This window comes from Mycetohabitans endofungorum, assembly GCF_037477895.1.
Taxonomy (GTDB): domain Bacteria; phylum Pseudomonadota; class Gammaproteobacteria; order Burkholderiales; family Burkholderiaceae; genus Mycetohabitans.
The window spans coordinates 1,353,561-1,372,785 of sequence record NZ_CP132744.1 but is presented as its reverse complement, the minus strand read 5'-3'; the positions used below and the strand labels follow the sequence as shown (position 1 = coordinate 1,372,785).

The window sequence follows — 19,225 nt, the reverse complement described above, 5'->3', positions numbered from 1 at the left end:
GCTCCATTCAACCGTCTATGATGTACGACGCTTATGCCGTCAGTTCCGCCTGTTTAAACATGGTGCCGTGTGTGCGCTTGGACTGCGCTTGCAACGGGCACCAGCCGGAGAGGTTGACCACGCAAGCGACGGTAAACGCTTGCGATACAATCAGTGTGCGATAGGCCTTTTTCACTCCGCCCTCCCCGTCAGCAGCTTCTTGAGCAGCATGTTTTCACGCTCGAGTTCGTCGGTTTTTTCGCGCTCCAGGCGCAACCGACGTTCCATCTCCGTTTCAAGCGGCGTGAGTTCGTAGCCCCGCGACCGTGCTAACCAGATCAGCGGTGCCTCGTTGTGGCACAAATCCATGAAGGCGTTTAGCTTGTCCTGGGGGAAATAATGTTGACCGCTTCTGGTGATGCGTGACCACTGCGCCACGTCGGCAACAATGCCCTGCTTTCCGACGATCTTTTTGTCGTCCAAGCCGGAGAGTTGCTGACACAAGCGGATGGCCGCTGTCATTGACGGCTGCGCATCGATGCAGCGTATGTCCACGCGCTGCATTTCCGACTTTAAGTTGAGTTCTCGCTGCATCAAAGCATCTCGCGGCAAATTGTTTGTCTCGTGTTGTGTCGTTGCTTCAACTAAAATTCTTGGTATGACACGAACGGTATCGACTTGCTCATGGAAAAGGACGCGAGCCACCGTATGAAAAATTGAAGCTTCTAATTTCTTCCATCCATACACAACGAGGCTCGCATGGACGTAAATTCCGTACTTGGCTACTTCAACGGCAAACCAAACGTGCTCGTTGCGAGCTTCGATAAATCGTGCCCGGCGGGGATGTCTTTGCTACGCCTTGAAGCCGGCGGCCGAACTGACAGAGCGCGAGTTGGAGCCGCCGCACCTCTTCTGTCCGCGTTGCTTTGACAAAAGAAGTGTCAAGTCCTCCAAGTTCGGACCGAGTTGGATCATCTGCTCTTCTGATGTTCCATACGCTCAACGCTGCTCGACGCTGAAAAACCGCTGCAAGCGGTTGGAGCTTCATGTTCATCCCGTAGAGAGAGCCGGCGACAAATCTGATGCTGTTGCTGCAATGTTAGGGGCAAGCCTCGGGGCACAATACGTCGAGTGGAGTTCGTGAATACGCACCCAATGCGACATACTGGTGTCATTTGACTGGCCGTTTTCGATCCGGCTGATAGTTGCTTGCGAGAGTTTTGTGCTTTGCGCAATACGGCTTTGGCTTAAGCCAGCAGCACGTAACTCGACGATCAAATCCTTGGCACTTTTCATTCAACTGCTCCTCTTGGCCGACCCACAATCTATACCCAAATGGATAATTCTGTCAATCCATTGATGGATAGCTATTTGGCTGCCAGTTATGCGCCAACGTATATTTCGTACATGGAACTTGCCGATCGATTAAAAGAGGTGATGCGAGAGCGACGTGTGAAGAGCCAATCAGCTCTAGGACGCATGTCTGGCGTGCCTCAGCCGACTATCAACAGACTTCTGCGCGGACATACCGAAAACCCGGATTCGGACACGATTGCCAAGCTCGCGATTGCCCTATCGATACATGCGGAATGGCTGCTCACAGGGCGTGGAGAGAAGGAGTTGCTTCATGCGACCCATCCTGGGACACGGATACGGGGCACTTGGCCATTCGCTTTTTCGCAACATCGCTTTGATGCCCTTCCTAGGGAACACAAAGATAGAATTGAGACGTATGCGCTTGCCACCGTAGAGATGTGGGAGGCATCACAACCTAAAAGGAATACGGGAACCCATTAAACGAGAGAATGCAAAAATATTTCGCTTCCCTACGGGAGAATTGTTGAATTTTGCAAAAAAATGATGGATAGAGAAAAAAATTCAATGATTTTTTGAATTTATAGAATTCTATTCATTCATTGATATTATTTTTGTTCTGTGCTATGTGCTGGTCAAACCCTGCCTTAGATCAATAAAGTAGAGCAACAAACTATAGCGTTCACTGGCCTTGCTGCATGATGAGACTTGTACAGTGGGCCACTATCGTGGCTATTGAATAAACTGTTCTCCCATCTGCCGTTCTCTAGATAAGCCCCAAGATCAAATCGAATCTTCGTCCGTGTGATCGGGTCAGCGAGCGCTGCTGGACCCTGAATGATTTACCTCGCGCGTTCGCGTGTCCGTAATACATGCCTTTCAGCCTGATAGATAGCCGCGCGCACCACAGTGTGCGCACGCGTGGTTGACAACGACACGCAAATTTATTCATCTACGTATTGACTGTATATATTCATTGACGTATAGTTGCTTCTATGGCGTTACCTGACGCGCACCGAGTGAGGCAGCTATGACTCTCTACACAAATGTGGATCAACTCCGGGACTACCACTACGCCCGCGAAAAGGCAGAAATGGATGACCGCGCAGACGCCGAGACGGAGCGTGACGAACTCATTGCGTCCATCGCCAAAGAGAGGTTCGCACGTAAGGTCAGCAGGCTGACGTATGACGATATTGTTGGCGGTATGCACAGCGCAATGCAGTCGAAGCACGGCGAAGCGCTGCGCGCCACATGGTTAGTGAGCGACGCTCAATTTGGCGCGATGGTCAAAAACATCGTGTTGGACGCGATGCGCGAGGATGCAGAAACAGAAGCTATCTGCGACGTCGGAAAATTAGAAACGGAGCGCTGAGATGCACAAGACCAGGACTTGCACCGAAAACAAGCGCCTTACCGGCCTAAACGATGCCAAGGACATCACCCCGCCGCTGTGGGATCGGATTCTTCTTCGGTCCGGAATGTCGGATAGAGCCGTCGCGCTCGCATGCTTTGCAATCACGCTAGGCGTATTGATTGTTGTGAATCTCGACAGGTAACAGCGTGCGCCTCATGCCGTTTGAGCAAAAAGGTTACTTCTTCAGAAGAACGATCTGATTAGGAGAGACGTCGTGCTAGCAACCGTCACACCGAGCATCCATTTAAGGAGCAACGCTTCGCCTTTGGCTTCCGCAAACCTTTTATCAAGTTCGCCCCTGACTTCCGCGAATCTTTTATCAAGTTCGCCCCTGAATTCCGCAAATCTTTTATCAATCTCGCCCCTGACTTCCGCGAATCCCTTGTCCACCTTGGCATCCAAGCGCATTTCGAGTTCACGCAGATCAGCCTTGGTCGCCAACGCGTCGAAATTGGCTTCAAAGATATCCGCAAACACCTCGGCCTCCGCTTCAGCCTGCGCGGGTGGCACACCGGCGGTCTTGAGCCGGTTGGCAAATTTCAGTGTGTCGAAGGCGATGGCGGCCATGGCGAAATGTCAGGAAACTGAGCCAGATACCACACAGCATAGCACAAATCTGTCCCCTTCCTTGTGGCGTCCGGAGACGCACGGGCATCCCGAACCCTGTCGTCTTTGACATGAGAAACACATGATCACTGATCACGGCCCCGACTACCGGCAGCAACAAGAGTTACAAGAATTTCTTCAATGGCACGAATCGCAAGGAGTCAAAGATGAGCATCGCAACGCTGATTCTCGGTCAGAGCGGAACCGGAAAGTCCACCTCCCTCTGCAAGATGGACCCGGCACACACCCTCTTGATCCAGACTATCCGTAAGCCGCTGCCTTTTCGTGCAGCAGGATGGGCTTATCACACGAAGGACAAGGCGGGCAACATCCTCGTATCGGATCAATCCCAAAAGATTATCACGATCATGCAGCATACCAGACGCAAGGTCATTGTGCTGGACGACTTCCAGTACATGCTTGCCAACGAATTCATGCGCCGCAGCGACGAACGGGGATTTGACAAGTTCACCGAGATTGGCCGCCACGCATGGGATGTACTCTGCGCTGCCGGCATGCTGCCCGATGACGTGCGCGTTTATGTGCTCAGCCATACCGAAGAAGATCAGTCAGGCACCACGAAGATCAAGACGATCGGAAAGATGTTGGACGAGAAGATTACGATCGAAGGGATGTTCACAATCGTTCTACGCACCGACGTGACCGATAGCGAATACACCTTCACCACACGTAACAACGGACGCGACACCGTTAAAAGTCCGATGGGTTTGTTCGGATCAGAGCGCATTCCGAATGACCTGTCAGCGGTTGATCACGCCATTACCGCCTTCTACGAACTGAACGAAACCGCCTGAACGGAAACACATCATGTATGCACTAGACACAAACGTAGCACGTCAAGCCGATGAACGCATCGTACGTATCACTGACATTGGAAAGTATGTTGGGATATTCACCCGCGCAGAAGATGTAACGAGCGCCAAAGGCACCTGTGGCATCGACTTTGCATTCGAGACACCAGAACGCTTGAGCGCAAATTTCACGCTTTGGACCATGAAAGCACAAGGCGAACCACTGTTCGGCTTCAAGCAGTTACAAGCGCTGATGGCGTGCTTGCATATCAAAAGCATCACTCCCTCTCACGCCACCGTGAAGAAGTGGGGCCGGGAAACGAACAGCGTTCAGGAGTTTGACACCGAGGTGTTCAAGGATCTCATGAACAAGCAAGTAGGCATTTTGTTTGAAACTGAGGACTATCTAAAAAAGGACGGAAGCATCGGAACCAAAGTCGTGCCCGCCGCCTTTTTTGAGGCCTCAAGCGGATTGATGGCTGGAGAAATCCTCGACAAAAAGGTTGAGCCGACGCAACTCTCGAAGATGATCCAGGCGCTTCGCCATCGTCCGTTGAAGCGCGTTGTGGGGCAAGCTTCTCAGCCGGGCGGCCCTATACCTGACGCTAACAGTTCGTCGGGCATAGATGACGACATTCCCTTTTGAGGAGTTGGTGTGAGTGACCTGACCTTATACCAAATTGCCAGTGAGTACCGACAAGCGGCCGATAGACTGGTGGAACTCGATATCGATGAGCAAACCGTAGCAGACACGCTTGAATCGATTAGCGGAGATTTAATCACCAAAGCTCAAAACGTTGCGTTCGTGATTCGCAACCTCGAAGCGTCGGCGGAGCAGATTCAAATCGCGATTGAACAAATGCAGACGCGTGCGCAAACCTATGCGAAACTTGCAGAGCGAATCAGAGCATATCTGCTGCAAAACATGCTAATGAGCGGCGTGCAAAAGCTCGAATGCCCGTACTTCAAGCTTGCCGTGCGTGAGAACCCTGCCAAGGTCGTCATCGATGACGAGCGCCAGGTTCCAATGGCGTACATGACAGATCCGCCACCTCCACCGCCAAAGCCAGACAAGAAGTTGATCGCACGAGCAATCAAAGATGGGGGCGACGTGCCGGGCTGTCGGATCGAATACAGCCAGCGCCTCGAAATCAAGCCTTAACGCAGATGTCTCATGCTTTGGTGAAACAACCGTCCGTCTACCCAAGGAGAATTGGCACCATGAACAACCCAAACGGTGAAGGCATGACCATTATCAAGAAATTCAAACTTATCGATGATCAATTTATTGAAGAGTTTGGTGTAAGGCTCTTCCGCATCCGCGCACTTGTCTCGTTCGCAGGCGTCAGCGCTGGTGATATCGGCGGTTACGTGGAGAAAGAAGAGAACCTTTCGCAAGCAAACAACGCGTGGGTGTTTGGCAATGCACGGGTATACGGCAACGCGCAGGTATCCGGCGACGCGCGGGTGTTCGACAACGCACAGGTATTCGGCTACACACGGGTGTCCGGCAACGCGCAGGTATTCGACAACGCACGGGTATTCGACTACGCGCGGGTGTCTGGCAACGCATGGGTGTCTGGCAACGCGCGGGTGTCCGGTGACGCTCTAGTGTCCGGCGACGCGCGGGTGTTCGACTACGCACGGGTATCCGGCTACGTGTGGGTGTCCAGCAACGCTTGAGTATCCGACTACGTACAAATGTGCGGCAACGTGCAGGTGTCCGGCGACGCACGCGTGTCCGGCAACGCGCGAGTGCACTGACTCTCCAAGAAGAATCGATACCGTGAACAACCCGAACGGTGAAGGCATGACCATTGTCAAGAAATTCGAACTTATCAATGATCAATTTATTGAAGAGCCTGGCGTGAAACTCTTGCGCATTCGTGTGCTTATCTCGTTCGCATGTGTCTGCGGGCGCTATCTGACAAACCACTTCTCGCCCGGCTGGAGGAAACAAAAAAAGGCAGTGGGCGATAAAAAACCTGGCATGGGTTGGAGAAAAAGCGTGATATGAAAAACAGCAATGCCATCCACATCCCCCAAACCCTGCCAAGACCCATGTTTCTCACACAGGACGAACTGGTCGAATTGACCGGTCGCAGCAAGCGTTCCGCACAGGAAACAACCCTGCGCATGATGGGCATCGAACACAAGGTTCGAGCAGACGGACGCCTCATCGTGTCGCGCCTTCACGTCGAACAAATCCTCGGCGTCGCATGTGTCACGCTCCGCGACGACCGTGATATTGATGCGAACTGGAGCGCTGCGTAATGCCTAAACCAAGGAACAAAGAAAACAAGGGACTTCCAAAGCGCTGGCGATTTTTGCACGGTGCATATTATTACCGTGTACCCACGGGGCACGAAGCTGCTTGGGATGGTAAGCAGTCTTTCCAGCTTGGCAAGACATTACCCGAAGCCTATCGTACATGGGCGGAACGCATCAAGCACATTGACGATGCCAGAACGATCGGCGATCTGCTTGAGCGCTACGCGCTCCAAGTCGTGCCTACAAAAAAGGTCACCACGCAGACAAACAATGCTGTCGCGCTGAAGCGGCTACGCGCGGTGTTGGGCAACGTGCCCCTCGCATCGCTGAAACCAAGGCACGTCTATCAATACCTCGATAAGCGGATAGCAAAAGTCGCTGCCCGGCGCGAAGTCGCAGTGCTGTCGCACGCGTACACGAAAGCCGTTGAGTGGGGCTATCTTGATCGGCACCCGTTCAAGGGCGAAGTGCGTCTCAAAGGCGAAAAGCCACGTGACCGGTACATTGAAGACTGGGAAATCATCGAGTGCCTGTCGCTGCCTGCGCGCCGGAAATCAGGAAGCGTTCGTGCGATCCAGGCGTATATCCGAATCAAGCTTCTTACCGGCCTGCGACGCGGCGACCTGTTGCGTATTACGGAATCCAGTCTCAAGGAAGATGGCATTCATGTGACACCCGGCAAGACCAAAAGCTCCACCGGAAAGCAGCTAATCATTGAGTGGTCCGATGAGCTACGTGCTGCGGTTGCCGCAGCCAAGGCCGCGCGTCCGGTCCATGTTGCACCGTGGCTCTTCTGCACAGGCCGGGGCGCGTGCTATTACAACGAAGAAAACGGACTCGCCAGGGGATGGGACGGGATGTGGCACAACTTTATGAACAAGGTCCTCAGGGTCACAAAAATCAAAGAGCGATTCACTGAACATGACCTGCGCGCGAAGTGCGCCAGTGATGCACAGACGTTAGAGCACGCCCGCCGCTTGTTAGCACACGCTGACGGCAAGGTTACAGAACGGATTTATCGCCGCAAACCTGAGCGCGTCAGACCGCTACGATAATCAATCTATGGCACACGGCCTATTCTATGGCACAAGGCATCTAATCCGGAATGGCTGAAAGCCTTGCCGGGTGTGCCATTGGCGGATATCGCCAATATAGCCAGAAAGCATATAATACTTGCTTGCCTAAGCCAAAGTCAGAATTGACAACGCAGCTTGAACATGAATACATTCTCTAAAGCCATCGGGCCAGGCGATGCGGGGCGTGACACCGACGCGTTCGACGCGCTTCACGCTGAACGGGGTGCTTATATAGTGCTCGACCAGTTCGGCGTGATCGATGTGCACGGCGACGACGCAGCGGGCTTCCTGCATGGTCAATTGACCAATGATATTCAAACGCTCGAAGCAGGCAGCGTGCGGCTGGCCGGCTTTTGTTCACCCAAGGGGCGACTGCTTGCCACGTTGCTGGTTTGGCGTGCCGGCGATGCGGTGCGCATGCTGGTTTCCGCGGATCTGGTCGCGCCGCTTCAGAAGCGATTGTCGATGTTCGTGCTACGTGCGAAAGCGCGGCTGATCAACGCCACCGACGGCCTTGCCGTGGTCGGCTTTGCCGGCGATGTCCGTGCCGCGCTATCGCAGTGTTTCGACGCGTTGCCCGACGGCGTGCACGTGAAGATTGACGCGGCCTGCGGGGAATTGATCCGCATGCCGGATGCGAACAGCATGCCCCGTTTCTTGTGGGTCGGGCCGAAGGCCGCAGTTGAGGCGAAGCTTGCCGCACTGGATGCGACGCATCGCGCGCGACGGGCCGATCCCGCACTGTGGGACTGGCTTGACATCCGCGCGGGCGAGCCGCGTGTGAATGCCGCGACGAGCGAGCAGTTCGTGCCGCAGATGATAAATTTCGAACTAGTCGGTGGCGTCAACTTCCGCAAGGGCTGCTATCCGGGGCAGGAAGTGGTCGCCCGTTCTCAGTATCGCGGCACGATCAAGCGCCGCACGGTGCTGGCACACGCCGCGCAGGCGCACGCCGGCGTCGAGGTGTTTCATTCGGAGGACCCTAGCCAGCCGTGCGGGATGGTAGTCAATGCCGCTGCGGCTCCCGAAGGCGGTGTCGATTGCCTGGTCCAGCTTAAGCTTGGCGCACTCGATACCGGCTCGATCCACGTCGGCTCTCCGCACGGCCCAACGCTGGCGTTTTTACCGCTGCCGTACCCGCTGCCGACGCAAGCGCCTTGAGCGGTCCGACGCAGAGGCAAACGGACTGCGATCCGCGTCAGGCGCCAATGAGACGCCAACTGCGTGCGCGCCCACGCCGTATCCGTGCCTGGCGCGCGCTTAGACCAGCTTAACCAGCTGCTTGCCAAAATTGCGGCCTTTGAATAAGCCGATGAAGGCATCCACCGCACTGTCCAGGCCTTCTGCGATGCTTTCGCGATAGTGTAAGCATTGGGCGGCCACCCATTCGCCAAGTTCGCGCAGCGCCTGCGGCCATACGTCGAGGTGCTCCGAGACGATGAAGTCCTGCACGCACAGCCGCTGCGTGACGATCAGCGCCGGATGCTTGAGCGGCGCGGACTCGCCGTTGTAGCCCGCGATCATCCCGCATAGCGCGATGCGGCCGAATGGATTCATCCGCGTAAGCGTTGCGTCGAACACCACGCCGCCAACGTTTTCAAAGCAGCCATCGACACCATCCGGCGTCGCGCGTTGCAAGTCCTGGTACCAATCGGCTGCCTTATAGTCAATGCACGCATCGAAGCCGAGCGTCTCGACGACGTAGCGGCACTTGTCTGCGCCTCCTGCGATGCCGACCGCGCGCGCCGCTCAGCTTGGCCAACTGGCCGACGACACTGCCGACCGCAACACTGGCCGCGCTGACCACTACTGTGCTGCCCGGCCGGGGCGCAATGATCCGGTTCAGCCCGTACCAGGCGGTGACGCCCGGCATGCCGACCGGGCCGAGATAGGCGGACAAAGGCACGCGCGTGTCGTCGATCTTTTCCATGTCAGTGCCATCTGACGTGCCATATTCCTGCCAGCCAAACTTCGCCAGCCCCTTGTCATCGACGTGCCATTGCGGAGGGGTCGATTCCACGACCTCACCGACCGTGCCGCCGAGCATGACTTGCTCCAACGGCTGCGGCGGCGCATACGATTTCGCGTCGCTCCTGCGGCCGCGCATGTACGGATCGAGGGACGGGTAATGATTGCGGACGCGAACCTGGCCAGGCGCGAGTGGCTCCAGCGGCATTTGCACGAGCCGGAAATTGTCGTGCGACGGCTCTGCGGCCGGACGCGACACTAGCCAAATCTGGTGATTCACTGCTGCTTGATTCGATGCACTCATATCTCCGTCCTGGGGGTGAACGTCAGTCGTGCGTCGGCGCCGGGTCGGCGTCCGGCACAGCCGGTTGCGGTACCACCCGCTGGTGGGTGATCTCGCGACCTACGGCTAATGCGCTCAGGTACTTGAACGTGCCCAGCGCCTTGGCGACGAAGCGTCCGTCGCTATCATGCACCTCACCCTCACAATAAGCCATTGTCGCGGAGCGGTGCAGCACCCGCGCCCGGGCCCGAAGTTCGCCGCGTCCGGGTTGCATGAAGTTGGTCTTCATCTCGACGGTGACCACGCCCGCGCCGCTACTCAACGAGCGCGCGGCCAGTGCCAGGCCCACGTCGAGCAGCGTCATCGTCACGCCGCCGTGCGCGACGTCCCATGTATTCAGGTGCAACGCCGTGAGTGGCAGCACCACCTCGCTGTGCCCGTGCGCCGCCTGGACGAGCCGTACGCCCAGATGGTCGACGAATGGACTGCTCAGCGCTTGCACTGCGGCCGGCGGTGTATCGTTCGCCACGGGCGCGGTATTAGGCTTCATAGTCGATGCACTGCCGCGCGTCGCGTACACTCGCAACAAACGCCTTGATTTTCTCGTGCTCGGGATGGACTGCATAGGCCTCAAGCGCGGCCTTGTCATCGAACTCGGACACGAGCACCACGTCATAGGTCGCCTCGAGCCCCGGCGTCGCGATGCCGACCTCGAAGCGGCGCATGCCGGACACGATGTTTCGACAGCCTTCAAGCATCGCTTTCAGTCGGACTGCGTTCGTTGCGCGATCCGCACCTTCGGCTTGCTCCTTCAATTTCCACATGACAATATGTTTCAGCACATCTGCCTCCTTGGCCGCTGATCCGACAATTTGAACTTGCATTGCATCGCGACGCGGCGATCATCGCGTCGCGGGGTGAACCAGCAAGCCCGCCATTTTGCCTCTGATCGGCGATTCTGTCGCATGCCGCCATGCGGCGGCCGCGTGGCAGCCATCGTGCATGGGCGCCCCGTCGATGCGTTGGAACACAATCTTGACATCGCTGAAATGCCGCACTGCATGCGCGATCAACGACGAGACCCACAACGAATTATCCGCTACCTGAACTAACTACCCTTCATCTAGCGAGTAAAGGTGCGCATCGTGTCGTCTTATGATGCATTTCGGTCCATCAGTACAATCGTGGGCTACGGCATTGCCATGCTCACACGGCTCGCTAAGGATCGGCAAGCCAACGACAGACGATTTACAATAGAAGCTGATACGACACCGGAGCGCTCATGGCGTTTTCCCAAAGCGACACCGTTGTTCACAAACAGCCGGCATTCGCGGGCGCAATCGATCCGAATCGGCCCGGCGCGTTCTCCCAGCTTGGCACGCAGTTCCTCACGCGGCAAAGCGCCGCGCCGTTGCCCGATCCGTATGTGGTCGCTGTTTCCACCGACCTCGCGCATGAACTCGGCCTGAGTGCCGCAGCACTGACCGACCCCGCATTCGCTGACTACTTCTGCGGTAATCTGACGCGATACCTGGAGCACGCGGCGTTGCCCTTCGCCAGCGTGTATTCCGGCCACCAGTTCGGCGTCTGGGCCGGCCAACTCGGCGACGGACGCGCGTTGACGCTCGGCGAGACCGAGCATCGCGGACAGCCCCAGGAAATACAGATTAAGGGCGGTGGCCGGACCCCCTACTCACGCATGGGCGATGGTCGGGCGGTGCTGCGCTCTTCGATCCGCGAATTCCTGTGCTCGGAGGCGATGCACTTTCTCGGCGTTCCGACCACGCGCGCGTTGTGTGTGATCGGCTCAGACGCACCAGTCTATCGCGAGACGGTGGAAACGGCGGCAGTCACGACGCGTGTCGCGCCCACATTCATTCGGTTTGGCCATTTCGAGCACTTCTATTCGACTGGGCAAGTGGAAGCGTTGCGTCGGCTCGCAGACCATGTGATCGAGCATGCATTCCCGTTCTGCCGCGATGTGCAGGATCCCTACCTCGCATTGCTGGCGGCCGTCTGCGAGCGCACGGCCGCGTTGATAGCGCATTGGCAAGCCGTGGGTTTCTGCCATGGCGTAATGAATACGGACAACATGTCGATCATTGGACTAACGATTGACTATGGGCCGTTCGGCTTCATCGACGGCTTCGACGCAAACCATATCTGCAACCACTCCGACACGTCTGGGCGATATGCGTACCAGCAACAGCCGCACGTGGGCCGCTGGAATTTGATGTGTCTGGCGCAGGCGCTCTTGCCACTGATCGGCGCGCACCGGGGCACGGCCGGGGATGAGCGTGCGATCGTGGATGCACGCGATGCGCTGCAGGAATACCAAGCCCACTTCGGCCCAGCACTGGAGGCACGTTTCCGTGCCAAACTTGGACTGACCACGGCCGAACCGGACGATGTCGCATTGATTAATCGTCTGTTGGCGCTTATGCACGCGAATCACGCCGACTTCACATTGACCTTTCGGCGCATGGCCGGTGTGCGCCGGCACGATGCTTCCGGTGACGCACCCGTGCGGGACTTGTTCGTCGATCGTGCTGCGTTCGATGCATGGGCAGCCGCTTATCGACAGCGGCTGAAAACCGAGCCCGCAGACGATGCGACGCGTCGCGCGGCGATGAACCGCGTCAATCCGAAATACGTTCTACGCAACCATTTGGCTGAACAGGCGGTCCGCGCAGCGAACGAAAAGGATTTCACCGAAATTGCGCGGCTATTGCAGGTCTTGTCGCACCCGTTCGACGAGCAACTCGAGTATGAAGCCTACGCGGCCCTGCCGCCGGATTGGGCCGCGTCGCTTTCGGTGAGTTGTTCGTCCTGAGCGGCTGCCGTGTGATGCACACGACCATCGCTACGGCAGCCGCACGGGTGACGGCGGCACGATTCGCATGGTCGTCGCCAACAAGTGTGTCCACACTCGTTCATTAGCAGGAGGCATTCCATCATGGCTGATATCCGCAACCCTTCCGGCCTGACAGACCCGGCGCACCCGGTCTCGTGTAGCGCGGCGGCAGGCGAGCCGCTCGCGGCGGCGGCACAACATACGGTGCGCAAGTCCGATGCCGAGTGGCGCGAGCAACTCGCGCCGATGGCTTTCGAGGTCACCCGCCGCGCGGCGACCGAGCGCCCGTTTACCGGCGCGTACTGGGATCACTGGGAACGCGGCGTCTATCATTGCGTTTGCTGTGGCACGCCGCTGTTCGAATCGTCGACGAAGTTCGATGCAGGCTGCGGCTGGCCCAGCTACTTCAAGCCAATCCATGGCGAGGTCATTATCGAGAAGACGGACCGCTCGCATGGCATGCTGCGCATCGAGGTGCGCTGCAACGTGTGCGACGCGCACCTCGGGCACGTGTTCAACGATGGCCCCGCGCCGACCGGGTTGCGCTATTGCATCAACTCGGCTGCGTTACAATTCGATCCCAGCTAAACCGATGCCCGTTTGCCAGATCCCGCCACCATGAAACTCCTGTTTGACCTGCTGCCCATCGCGCTTTTTTTCGTTGCATTCAAAGTTTGGAACATCTATGTCGCAACCGGCGTGGCGATCGCCGCCGTGCTAGTGCAGGTCACGTGGTCGGCGTTTCGCCATCGGCGCGTCGATCCGATGCTGTGGGTGAGCCTGGCGATCGTTGTCGTATTTGGCGGCGCGACCCTGGTGCTGCATAACGACACGTTTATCAAGTGGAAACCGACCGTGCTGTACTGGGCATTTTCGCTGGCGATGCTGTTTTCGCAATTTGTGCTGCGCAAGAATCTGATTCAGAAAGCAGTGAGCGCGCAAATCAAACTGCCCTCGCCGATCTGGGACCAACTCAACGTCGCCTGGGCGCTGTTCTTCGCGGCACTGGGCACCGCCAACTTGTTTGTCGCGTACCGGTTCTCGACCGATACCTGGGTCGACTTCAAGCTGTTTGGCACGACTGGCGCGATGCTCGTGTTCATCGTCGCGCAGAGTCTGTGGCTCGCCCGGCACATGAAGGAAGAATAAGCTGATGACCGATGTATTCTTGACCGCCTCGGCCGAGCAGCGCATCGCGCTGATCCGCGCGCGCCTAGGCGCCGCCCTGTCGCCGCTTACACTGGAGATCCGCGACGACAGCGCACAACATGCCGGACACGCCGGCGCGGTTGCCGGCGGTCACTATACAGTGACCGTCGTTTCGGCCGCGTTCGACGGCCATACCCGGGTGGCGCGGCACCGGCTAGTGTATGATGCGCTCTCTGATGCGATGCAGCGCGGTATCCACGCGCTGTCGATCAATGCATACACGCCAGAAGAATTCCATTCGTCTCCCCGTTAGGACGTTCTGATGATCTTGAGAAAAGCCCGCTTGTGGGCAGCGCTCGCAGGTTGCGTAGCGGCACCCGCATTTGCCCAGAACATTGCCGTAGTTAATGGCACACCAATACCGAAGGCGCACGCCGACGCGCTGGTCAAGGAGCTGACGCGCCAAGGGCAACAGGACTCGCCGCAGCTGCAGGTGATGGTCCGCGAGGAACTGGTCAATCGCGAGTTGCTGATGAAGGAAGCGCTGCGGCGCGGCATCGCGAACCGGCCCGACGTGAAGGCGCAGATTGCGCTGGCCGACCAGAGCGTCGTGATCCGCGCGCTGATTGAGGATTTCCTGAAGAACAACAAGCCGAGCGACGACGAAATCAAGGCGCGCTATGAGCAGTTGATCAAGCAGGCCGGTGGTAACGAGCTGCACTTGCATCACATCCTGGTGCCGGACGAGCAGCAGGCGAAGGATCTAATCGCCAAAATCAAGGCGGGTGCAAGCTTCGAGGAGCTTGCGAAGCAATATTCGAAGGATCCGGGCTCGGCCAAGAACGGTGGAGATTTAGACTGGGCGAACCCGCAAAGCTATGTTCCCGAGTTCGCGGACGCAGCGGGTAAGCTGAAAAAGGGCGAAGTGACGCCGGCCCCCGTCCATACGCAGTTTGGCTGGCATATTATCCGGCTCGACGACTCGCGGGCGATCCAGCCGCCCCCGCTGGACCAGGTCAAGACGCAAGTGGCGCAGCAACTGACACAGGAAAAGCTGCAGCAATTCAACGCCGAACTCCGCCAGCACGCGAAGATTCAGTAGTATGAGTGAGGTTGCCGCCACCCTCATACTGGGTGGTGGCGCGTCCCAGCTTACCAATGGCCGCCCAGCAGGCGGCCATTGGCTTATCCAACGATTGGCTTATCCAACGCCGCGATAAAGGTGGCCGGCACGATGCGCGTCCAATCAACCGATCCAGCGCCGCGCATTACGGTACAGCCGCAGCCACGGGCTTGCCTCGCCCCACTCTTGCGGATGCCAGCTCATTTGCACGGTTCGGTGTACGCGCTCGGTGTGCGGCATGAGGACGGTAAAACGACCGTCCGGCGTAGTCACCGACGTAATGCCTTGCGGCGAGCCGTTCGGGTTGAACGGGTAACGCTCGGTTATCACGCCGTGATGGTCAATATAGCGCATCGCGACCTGTACGCTCGACAGATCTCCTTGTTGCGAAAAGTCCGCATAGCCTTCGCCGTGCGCCACAGCGACAGGCAGGCGGGAGCCCTCGAGCCCGGCGAAGAAAATCGAAGGCGATTTTTCGATTTGCACAAACGAAAAGCGTGCCTCGAACTTCTCGGAGCGGTTGCGCACGAAACGCGGCCATGCTTGCGCGCCAGGAATCATCGACGCGAGGCTGCTCATCATCTGGCAGCCATTGCAGATGCCGAGCGCAAACGTATCGGGACGCGCAAAGAACGCGGCAAACATGTCCGACAAGCGTGCATTGAAGCGAATCGTCTTCGCCCAGCCCTCGCCGGCGCCCAGTACGTCGCCGTATGAGAACCCGCCGCACGCTACCGCACCGGCAAATTGCGCCAGATCGGCGCGCCCCTCGATCAGATCGCTCATATGCACGTCGTGCGCGTCGAAGCCGGCGCGGTGGAACGCGTAAGCAGTTTCCAGATGCGAGTTCACCCCTTGTTCGCGCAAGATGGCCACGCGTGGCCGCTTGCCACTCGAGATGAACGGCGCCGCGACGTCCTCTTGCGGGTCGAACGTCAGGTGCGGCACGATGCCCGGATCCGACGCATCGCTCAACGCCTCATACTCGGCGTCCGCGCACGCGGGATTGTCGCGCAGCCGCGAAATGCGCCAACTGACTTCGCTCCAGATTCGGTGCAGTTCGGTACGGGGCGCCTCGTAGATCTTCTTCGCGTCGCGATAGATCTCAATCACGTCGCGCTCGTTCAACTTGCCAATCACGTGGCTCGCGCCCGATAGACCGAATTCGCGCAGCGTCGCCAGCACGCCATCGCGCTCGACGGCGCGCACCTGCAGCACCGCGCCTAGCTCTTCGCAGAACAACGCGCGCAGCGTCAGGTCGTCGCGGCGTCCGGCTGTCTGGCGCGCCCAGTCCTTTGCATCACCATAGTCGAACTCGTGTCCCTGCTCGAGCGTGAGCATATCCACGTTCAATGACACGCCGACATGACCAGCAAAAGCCATCTCCGCCACCGTCGCAAATAGGCCGCCATCGGAGCGGTCGTGATACGCGAGCAGCCGGCCGTCGCGGTTGAGCAACTGAATCGCGTCGAAGAAGCGCTTTAAGTCCGGTGCATCGTCCACGTCCGGCACACTGTCGCCGACCTGCTGCGTGACCTGTGCGAGGATGCTGCCGCCGAGACGGTTGCGCCCGCGACCCAGATCAATCAGGATTAGCACCGAGTCGCCGACATCGGCCACGTTGCGCAACTGCGGCGTCAGATGGCTGCGTACGTCCTCCACGGGCGCGAATGCGGAAACGATCAGCGACACCGGCGCGACGACCTCCTTGTCGACGCCGTCCTCGCGCCACTGCGTGCGCATTGACAACGAGTCCTTGCCGACCGGAATGTCGATGCCCAGCGCCGGGCACAACTCCATGCCAATCGCCTTGACGGTGTCGAACAACGCGGCGTCCTCGCCGGCACTGCCGCATGCGGCCATCCAGTTCGCCGACAGTTTTAGACGATCCAGCGACGCAATTGGCGCGGCAGCAATGTTCGTGATCGCTTCGCCGACAGCCATACGTCCCGAGGCCGGTGCATCGATCACCGCGAGCGGCGTGCGCTCTGCCATGGTCATCGCTTCGCCACGGAACCCGGCATAGTCCATCGCGGTAATCGCACAGTCGGCCACCGGCACCTGCCAAGGGCCGACCATCTGGTCGCGCACGGACAGGCCGCCAACCGTGCGGTCGCCGATCGTGATCAGAAAGGACTTGCTGGCGACAGTCGGATGCCTCAGTACCTGCGCGGCCACGTCCGACAGGCTCAAGCCGGTGACCTCCACCGGCGCAAACGTGCGATGCACGCGCGTGACGTCGCGATGCATCCGCGGCGCCTTGCCGAGCAGCACGTCCATTGGCATGTCAACCGGCATGCGCGCCGGGTCGGCGGCATCGGCCACAGCATCGTCGATCAATTGCAACTGACGTTCGTCGGTCGCAACACCGACCACCGCCATCGGGCAGCGTTCGCGCCGGCAGATCGCCTCGAACGCGGGCAGACCATCGGCCGCGATCGCGAGCACGTACCGCTCCTGCGCCTCGTTCGACCAGATCTCGCGCGGCGACAACCCGCTCTCCTCGAGCGGCACGCGTCGCAATTCGAAGCGAGCTCCCTTGCCGGCACCGTCGACGATTTCCGGAAACGCATTGGACAAGCCGCCCGCGCCGACGTCGTGAATCGACAGGATCGGATTGTCGTCCCCGCGTTGCCAGCACGCGTTAATGACTTCCTGCGCGCGGCGCTGGATCTCCGGGTTGCCTCGCTGCACCGAATCGAAATCGAGTTCGGCGGTGTTGGCCCCGGTGGCCATTGAACTGGCTGCGCCACCGCCCATGCCGATGCGCATGCCGGGACCGCCGATCTGCACCAGCAGCGCGCCGGCCGGTACGTCGTGCTTGTGCGTATGCGCGTGCGAGATATTGCCGATGCCGCCAGCGATCATGATCGGCTTGTGATAGCCGCGTACGCGCCCGCCGATGTTCTGCTCGTAGACGCGGAAATAACCGCCCAGATTGGGTCGGCCGAACTCATTGTTGAACGCGGCGCCGCCGATCGGCCCATCGATCATGATCTGCAGCGGCGACGCAATGCGCTCGGGCCGGCCATAGCGGCCGGCGGCGTCATCGGGACAACGCTCGGCGAGCGGCTGCGCGGCGTCGCGCGCGTTTTCCCATGTCTCGATGGCGTCCGGCAACTCCAGATTGGACACCGAGAAGCCGGTCAGCCCGGCCTTGGGCCGCGCGCCGCGTCCGGTCGCACCCTCGTCGCGAATCTCGCCGCCGGCGCCCGTCGCCGCCCCCGGGAACGGCGAAATCGCCGTCGGGTGGTTATGCGTCTCGACTTTCATCAGCGTGTGCGTCAGCGCCTCCATTGGCGCATAGCGCTGCGTGTCGCCGCTGGCGAACCAGCGCTGTGCGAGGCCACCCTCCATCACCGCAGCGTTGTCCGAATACGCGACGATCGTGCGTTGGCCGCTGAGCCGGTGCGTATTCTTGATCATCTGGAATAGCGACATGTCCTGCGATTGGCCGTCGATCGTCCACTGCGCGTTGAAGATCTTGTGCCGGCAATGCTCGCTGTTGGCCTGCGCGAACATCATCAGTTCCACGTCCGTTGGGTTGCGCGCGAGCTTCGTGAACGCGTCGACTAGATAGTCAATCTCGTCGTTGGCAAGCGCGAGTCCGAGTTCGGCATTGGCCGCCGCCAGCGCGGCCCGTCCCTGACCGATCACGTCCACCGACTGCAGCGGCTTGCCGGGCAGCATGTCGAACAGCTGGCACGCCTCGTCACGGGTGGCCACCACGCTTTCGGTCATCCGATCATGCAGCACCGCTGCGACCTGGGCCCACGCCGCGCCGCTCAACGTCTTTTTCGTGCCGAGCAGCCCGGACAGGCCGCTCTTGAGCGTCACCGCGTACTCAATGCCGCGCTCGATGCGGTGCACGTTGTCCAGCCCGCAGTGCCGGGCGATATCGGTGGCCTTCGACGCCCATGGCGAAATCGTGCCAAGCCGCGGAATCACCAAGAAGGTTTCGCCGCCATCATCAGCCGGCGCCGGCTCGCCGTACTCGAGCAACGCGGCGAGCCGCGCCGTGTCGGCATCGCCGAGCCCAGCAGACGCATAAACGAAATGAACGTAGCGCGCACGCACGCCGACCACGGCCGGTTCGATGGCCTGCAGTGTTTGCAAGAGGCGGTTCTGACGGAAATCGGACAGTGCCGAAGCGCCGGGGAAGCACGAGAAGTGAGCCATGGGGCGTTGCATCGAAGGTTGCTGATCGTCTTGTCGACCAAAGCACGCTGCGCGGTATGCCGGGCGGCATGGCGCCACGCGCTGGGGGAAACCGCAATTATACCGCGCTGCGCCCGCCGACCGCGACAGCGCTCGCGGCCGGCAGCGCCAATGCTATGATTGCGCGCCTTCGCGCGGTGCGCCGGCCCCGCCAG

General features: G+C 59.1%; 22 protein-coding genes and 1 pseudogene. 15 read left to right on the top strand and 8 right to left on the bottom strand.

The genetic code is table 11. The features are described from left to right. Positions 1-31 precede the first annotated feature (31 nt). The 3 genes from RA167_RS05790 to RA167_RS05780 all read right to left on the bottom strand — a co-directional run bounded on the left by RA167_RS05790 (position 32) and on the right by RA167_RS05780 (position 1,275). Positions 32-175, bottom strand: a complete 144-nt coding sequence (locus RA167_RS05790) for a hypothetical protein (protein ID WP_175972449.1) — start codon at positions 173-175, stop codon at positions 32-34. Continuing rightward, the gene (locus RA167_RS05785) at positions 172-726 is read right to left on the bottom strand and encodes a hypothetical protein (RefSeq protein WP_139337116.1); all 555 of its coding nucleotides are present in this window, start codon (positions 724-726) and stop codon (positions 172-174) included. Before RA167_RS05785 ends, RA167_RS05790 begins: the two co-directional genes overlap by 4 nt. 303 nt (positions 727-1,029) lie before the next feature. Further along, positions 1,030-1,275: a helix-turn-helix domain-containing protein gene (locus RA167_RS05780; RefSeq protein ID WP_076787077.1), complete on the bottom strand. Its 246-nt coding sequence runs from the start codon at positions 1,273-1,275 to the stop codon at positions 1,030-1,032. A 39-nt stretch (positions 1,276-1,314) separates the two neighbouring features. On the opposite strand from RA167_RS05780, the gene RA167_RS05775 reads away from it, so the two are divergent. Together RA167_RS05775 and RA167_RS05770 are read left to right on the top strand one after the other, a co-directional pair. Next, on the top strand, positions 1,315-1,776 hold the full coding sequence (locus RA167_RS05775; protein WP_083706066.1) for a helix-turn-helix domain-containing protein: 462 nt from the start codon (positions 1,315-1,317) through the stop codon (positions 1,774-1,776). A gap of 547 nt (positions 1,777-2,323) precedes the next feature. Then, positions 2,324-2,668: a hypothetical protein gene (locus tag RA167_RS05770; protein WP_076787072.1), complete on the top strand. Its 345-nt coding sequence runs from the start codon at positions 2,324-2,326 to the stop codon at positions 2,666-2,668. Between the two features lie 225 nt (positions 2,669-2,893). Here RA167_RS05770 and RA167_RS05765 read toward each other — a convergent pair whose 3' ends face one another. Beyond that, complete coding sequence (locus tag RA167_RS05765; RefSeq protein WP_076787068.1) at positions 2,894-3,277, bottom strand: DUF1640 domain-containing protein; 384 nt, start codon at positions 3,275-3,277, stop codon at positions 2,894-2,896. Positions 3,278-3,483: 206 nt separating this feature from the next. Between RA167_RS05765 and RA167_RS05760 the strand changes: the two genes are divergently transcribed. From RA167_RS05760 to RA167_RS05725, 8 genes are all read left to right on the top strand, one after another. Continuing rightward, positions 3,484-4,131, top strand: a complete 648-nt coding sequence (locus RA167_RS05760) for an AAA family ATPase (protein ID WP_076787066.1) — start codon at positions 3,484-3,486, stop codon at positions 4,129-4,131. Between the two features lie 13 nt (positions 4,132-4,144). Next, positions 4,145-4,774 carry a hypothetical protein gene (locus RA167_RS05755; RefSeq protein ID WP_076787064.1) on the top strand — a complete coding sequence of 210 codons (630 nt, stop codon included), beginning with the start codon at positions 4,145-4,147 and terminating at the stop codon, positions 4,772-4,774. Positions 4,775-4,783: 9 nt separating this feature from the next. Next, positions 4,784-5,290, top strand: a complete 507-nt coding sequence (locus RA167_RS05750; protein WP_076787062.1) for a siphovirus Gp157 family protein — start codon at positions 4,784-4,786, stop codon at positions 5,288-5,290. Positions 5,291-5,349: 59 nt separating this feature from the next. Next, positions 5,350-5,811, top strand: coding sequence for a hypothetical protein (locus RA167_RS05745; protein ID WP_076787059.1), 462 nt, complete (start codon positions 5,350-5,352; stop codon positions 5,809-5,811). A 103-nt stretch (positions 5,812-5,914) separates the two neighbouring features. Continuing rightward, positions 5,915-6,145, top strand: a complete 231-nt coding sequence (locus RA167_RS05740) for a hypothetical protein (RefSeq protein ID WP_139337115.1) — start codon at positions 5,915-5,917, stop codon at positions 6,143-6,145. Next, on the top strand, positions 6,142-6,402 hold the full coding sequence (locus tag RA167_RS05735; protein WP_237573825.1) for a DUF4224 domain-containing protein: 261 nt from the start codon (positions 6,142-6,144) through the stop codon (positions 6,400-6,402). Before RA167_RS05740 ends, RA167_RS05735 begins: the two co-directional genes overlap by 4 nt. Continuing rightward, positions 6,402-7,454, top strand: a complete 1,053-nt coding sequence (locus tag RA167_RS05730; RefSeq protein WP_170872402.1) for an integrase — start codon at positions 6,402-6,404, stop codon at positions 7,452-7,454. Before RA167_RS05735 ends, RA167_RS05730 begins: the two co-directional genes overlap by 1 nt. A 162-nt stretch (positions 7,455-7,616) precedes the next feature. Next, positions 7,617-8,636, top strand: a complete 1,020-nt coding sequence (locus RA167_RS05725; protein ID WP_083706065.1) for a YgfZ/GcvT domain-containing protein — start codon at positions 7,617-7,619, stop codon at positions 8,634-8,636. A gap of 99 nt (positions 8,637-8,735) precedes the next feature. Here the strand turns inward: RA167_RS05725 and RA167_RS05720 are convergent. From RA167_RS05720 to RA167_RS05710, 3 genes and pseudogenes are all read right to left on the bottom strand, one after another. Continuing rightward, positions 8,736-9,747: pseudogene (locus RA167_RS05720) on the bottom strand (NADP-dependent oxidoreductase). A gap of 22 nt (positions 9,748-9,769) precedes the next feature. Continuing rightward, entirely contained in the window at positions 9,770-10,276 is a 507-nt protein-coding gene (locus RA167_RS05715; protein WP_083706064.1) for a PaaI family thioesterase, read from the bottom strand. Further along, a complete protein-coding gene (locus RA167_RS05710; protein WP_076787874.1) occupies positions 10,266-10,568 on the bottom strand; it encodes a Dabb family protein in 303 nt (100 codons plus the stop codon). Before RA167_RS05710 ends, RA167_RS05715 begins: the two co-directional genes overlap by 11 nt. A gap of 440 nt (positions 10,569-11,008) precedes the next feature. Between RA167_RS05710 and RA167_RS05705 the strand changes: the two genes are divergently transcribed. From RA167_RS05705 to RA167_RS05685, 5 genes are all read left to right on the top strand, one after another. Then, on the top strand, positions 11,009-12,559 hold the full coding sequence (locus RA167_RS05705) for a protein adenylyltransferase SelO (protein ID WP_076787055.1): 1,551 nt from the start codon (positions 11,009-11,011) through the stop codon (positions 12,557-12,559). A 267-nt stretch (positions 12,560-12,826) separates the two neighbouring features. After that, positions 12,827-13,168: a peptide-methionine (R)-S-oxide reductase MsrB gene (gene msrB / locus RA167_RS05700; RefSeq protein ID WP_235090470.1), complete on the top strand. Its 342-nt coding sequence runs from the start codon at positions 12,827-12,829 to the stop codon at positions 13,166-13,168. A 30-nt stretch (positions 13,169-13,198) separates the two neighbouring features. Continuing rightward, positions 13,199-13,729 carry a septation protein A gene (locus RA167_RS05695; RefSeq protein WP_076787053.1) on the top strand — a complete coding sequence of 177 codons (531 nt, stop codon included), beginning with the start codon at positions 13,199-13,201 and terminating at the stop codon, positions 13,727-13,729. A 4-nt stretch (positions 13,730-13,733) separates the two neighbouring features. After that, on the top strand, positions 13,734-14,042 hold the full coding sequence (locus RA167_RS05690; RefSeq protein WP_076787051.1) for a BolA family protein: 309 nt from the start codon (positions 13,734-13,736) through the stop codon (positions 14,040-14,042). Positions 14,043-14,051: 9 nt separating this feature from the next. Further along, positions 14,052-14,831 (top strand): peptidylprolyl isomerase, encoded by a 780-nt coding sequence (locus RA167_RS05685; protein ID WP_076787049.1) that lies wholly within the window; start codon positions 14,052-14,054, stop codon positions 14,829-14,831. 144 nt (positions 14,832-14,975) lie between these two features. Here RA167_RS05685 and purL read toward each other — a convergent pair whose 3' ends face one another. Beyond that, positions 14,976-19,031 carry a phosphoribosylformylglycinamidine synthase gene (purL, locus tag RA167_RS05680; RefSeq protein ID WP_076787047.1) on the bottom strand — a complete coding sequence of 1,352 codons (4,056 nt, stop codon included), beginning with the start codon at positions 19,029-19,031 and terminating at the stop codon, positions 14,976-14,978. Positions 19,032-19,225 lie beyond the last annotated feature (194 nt).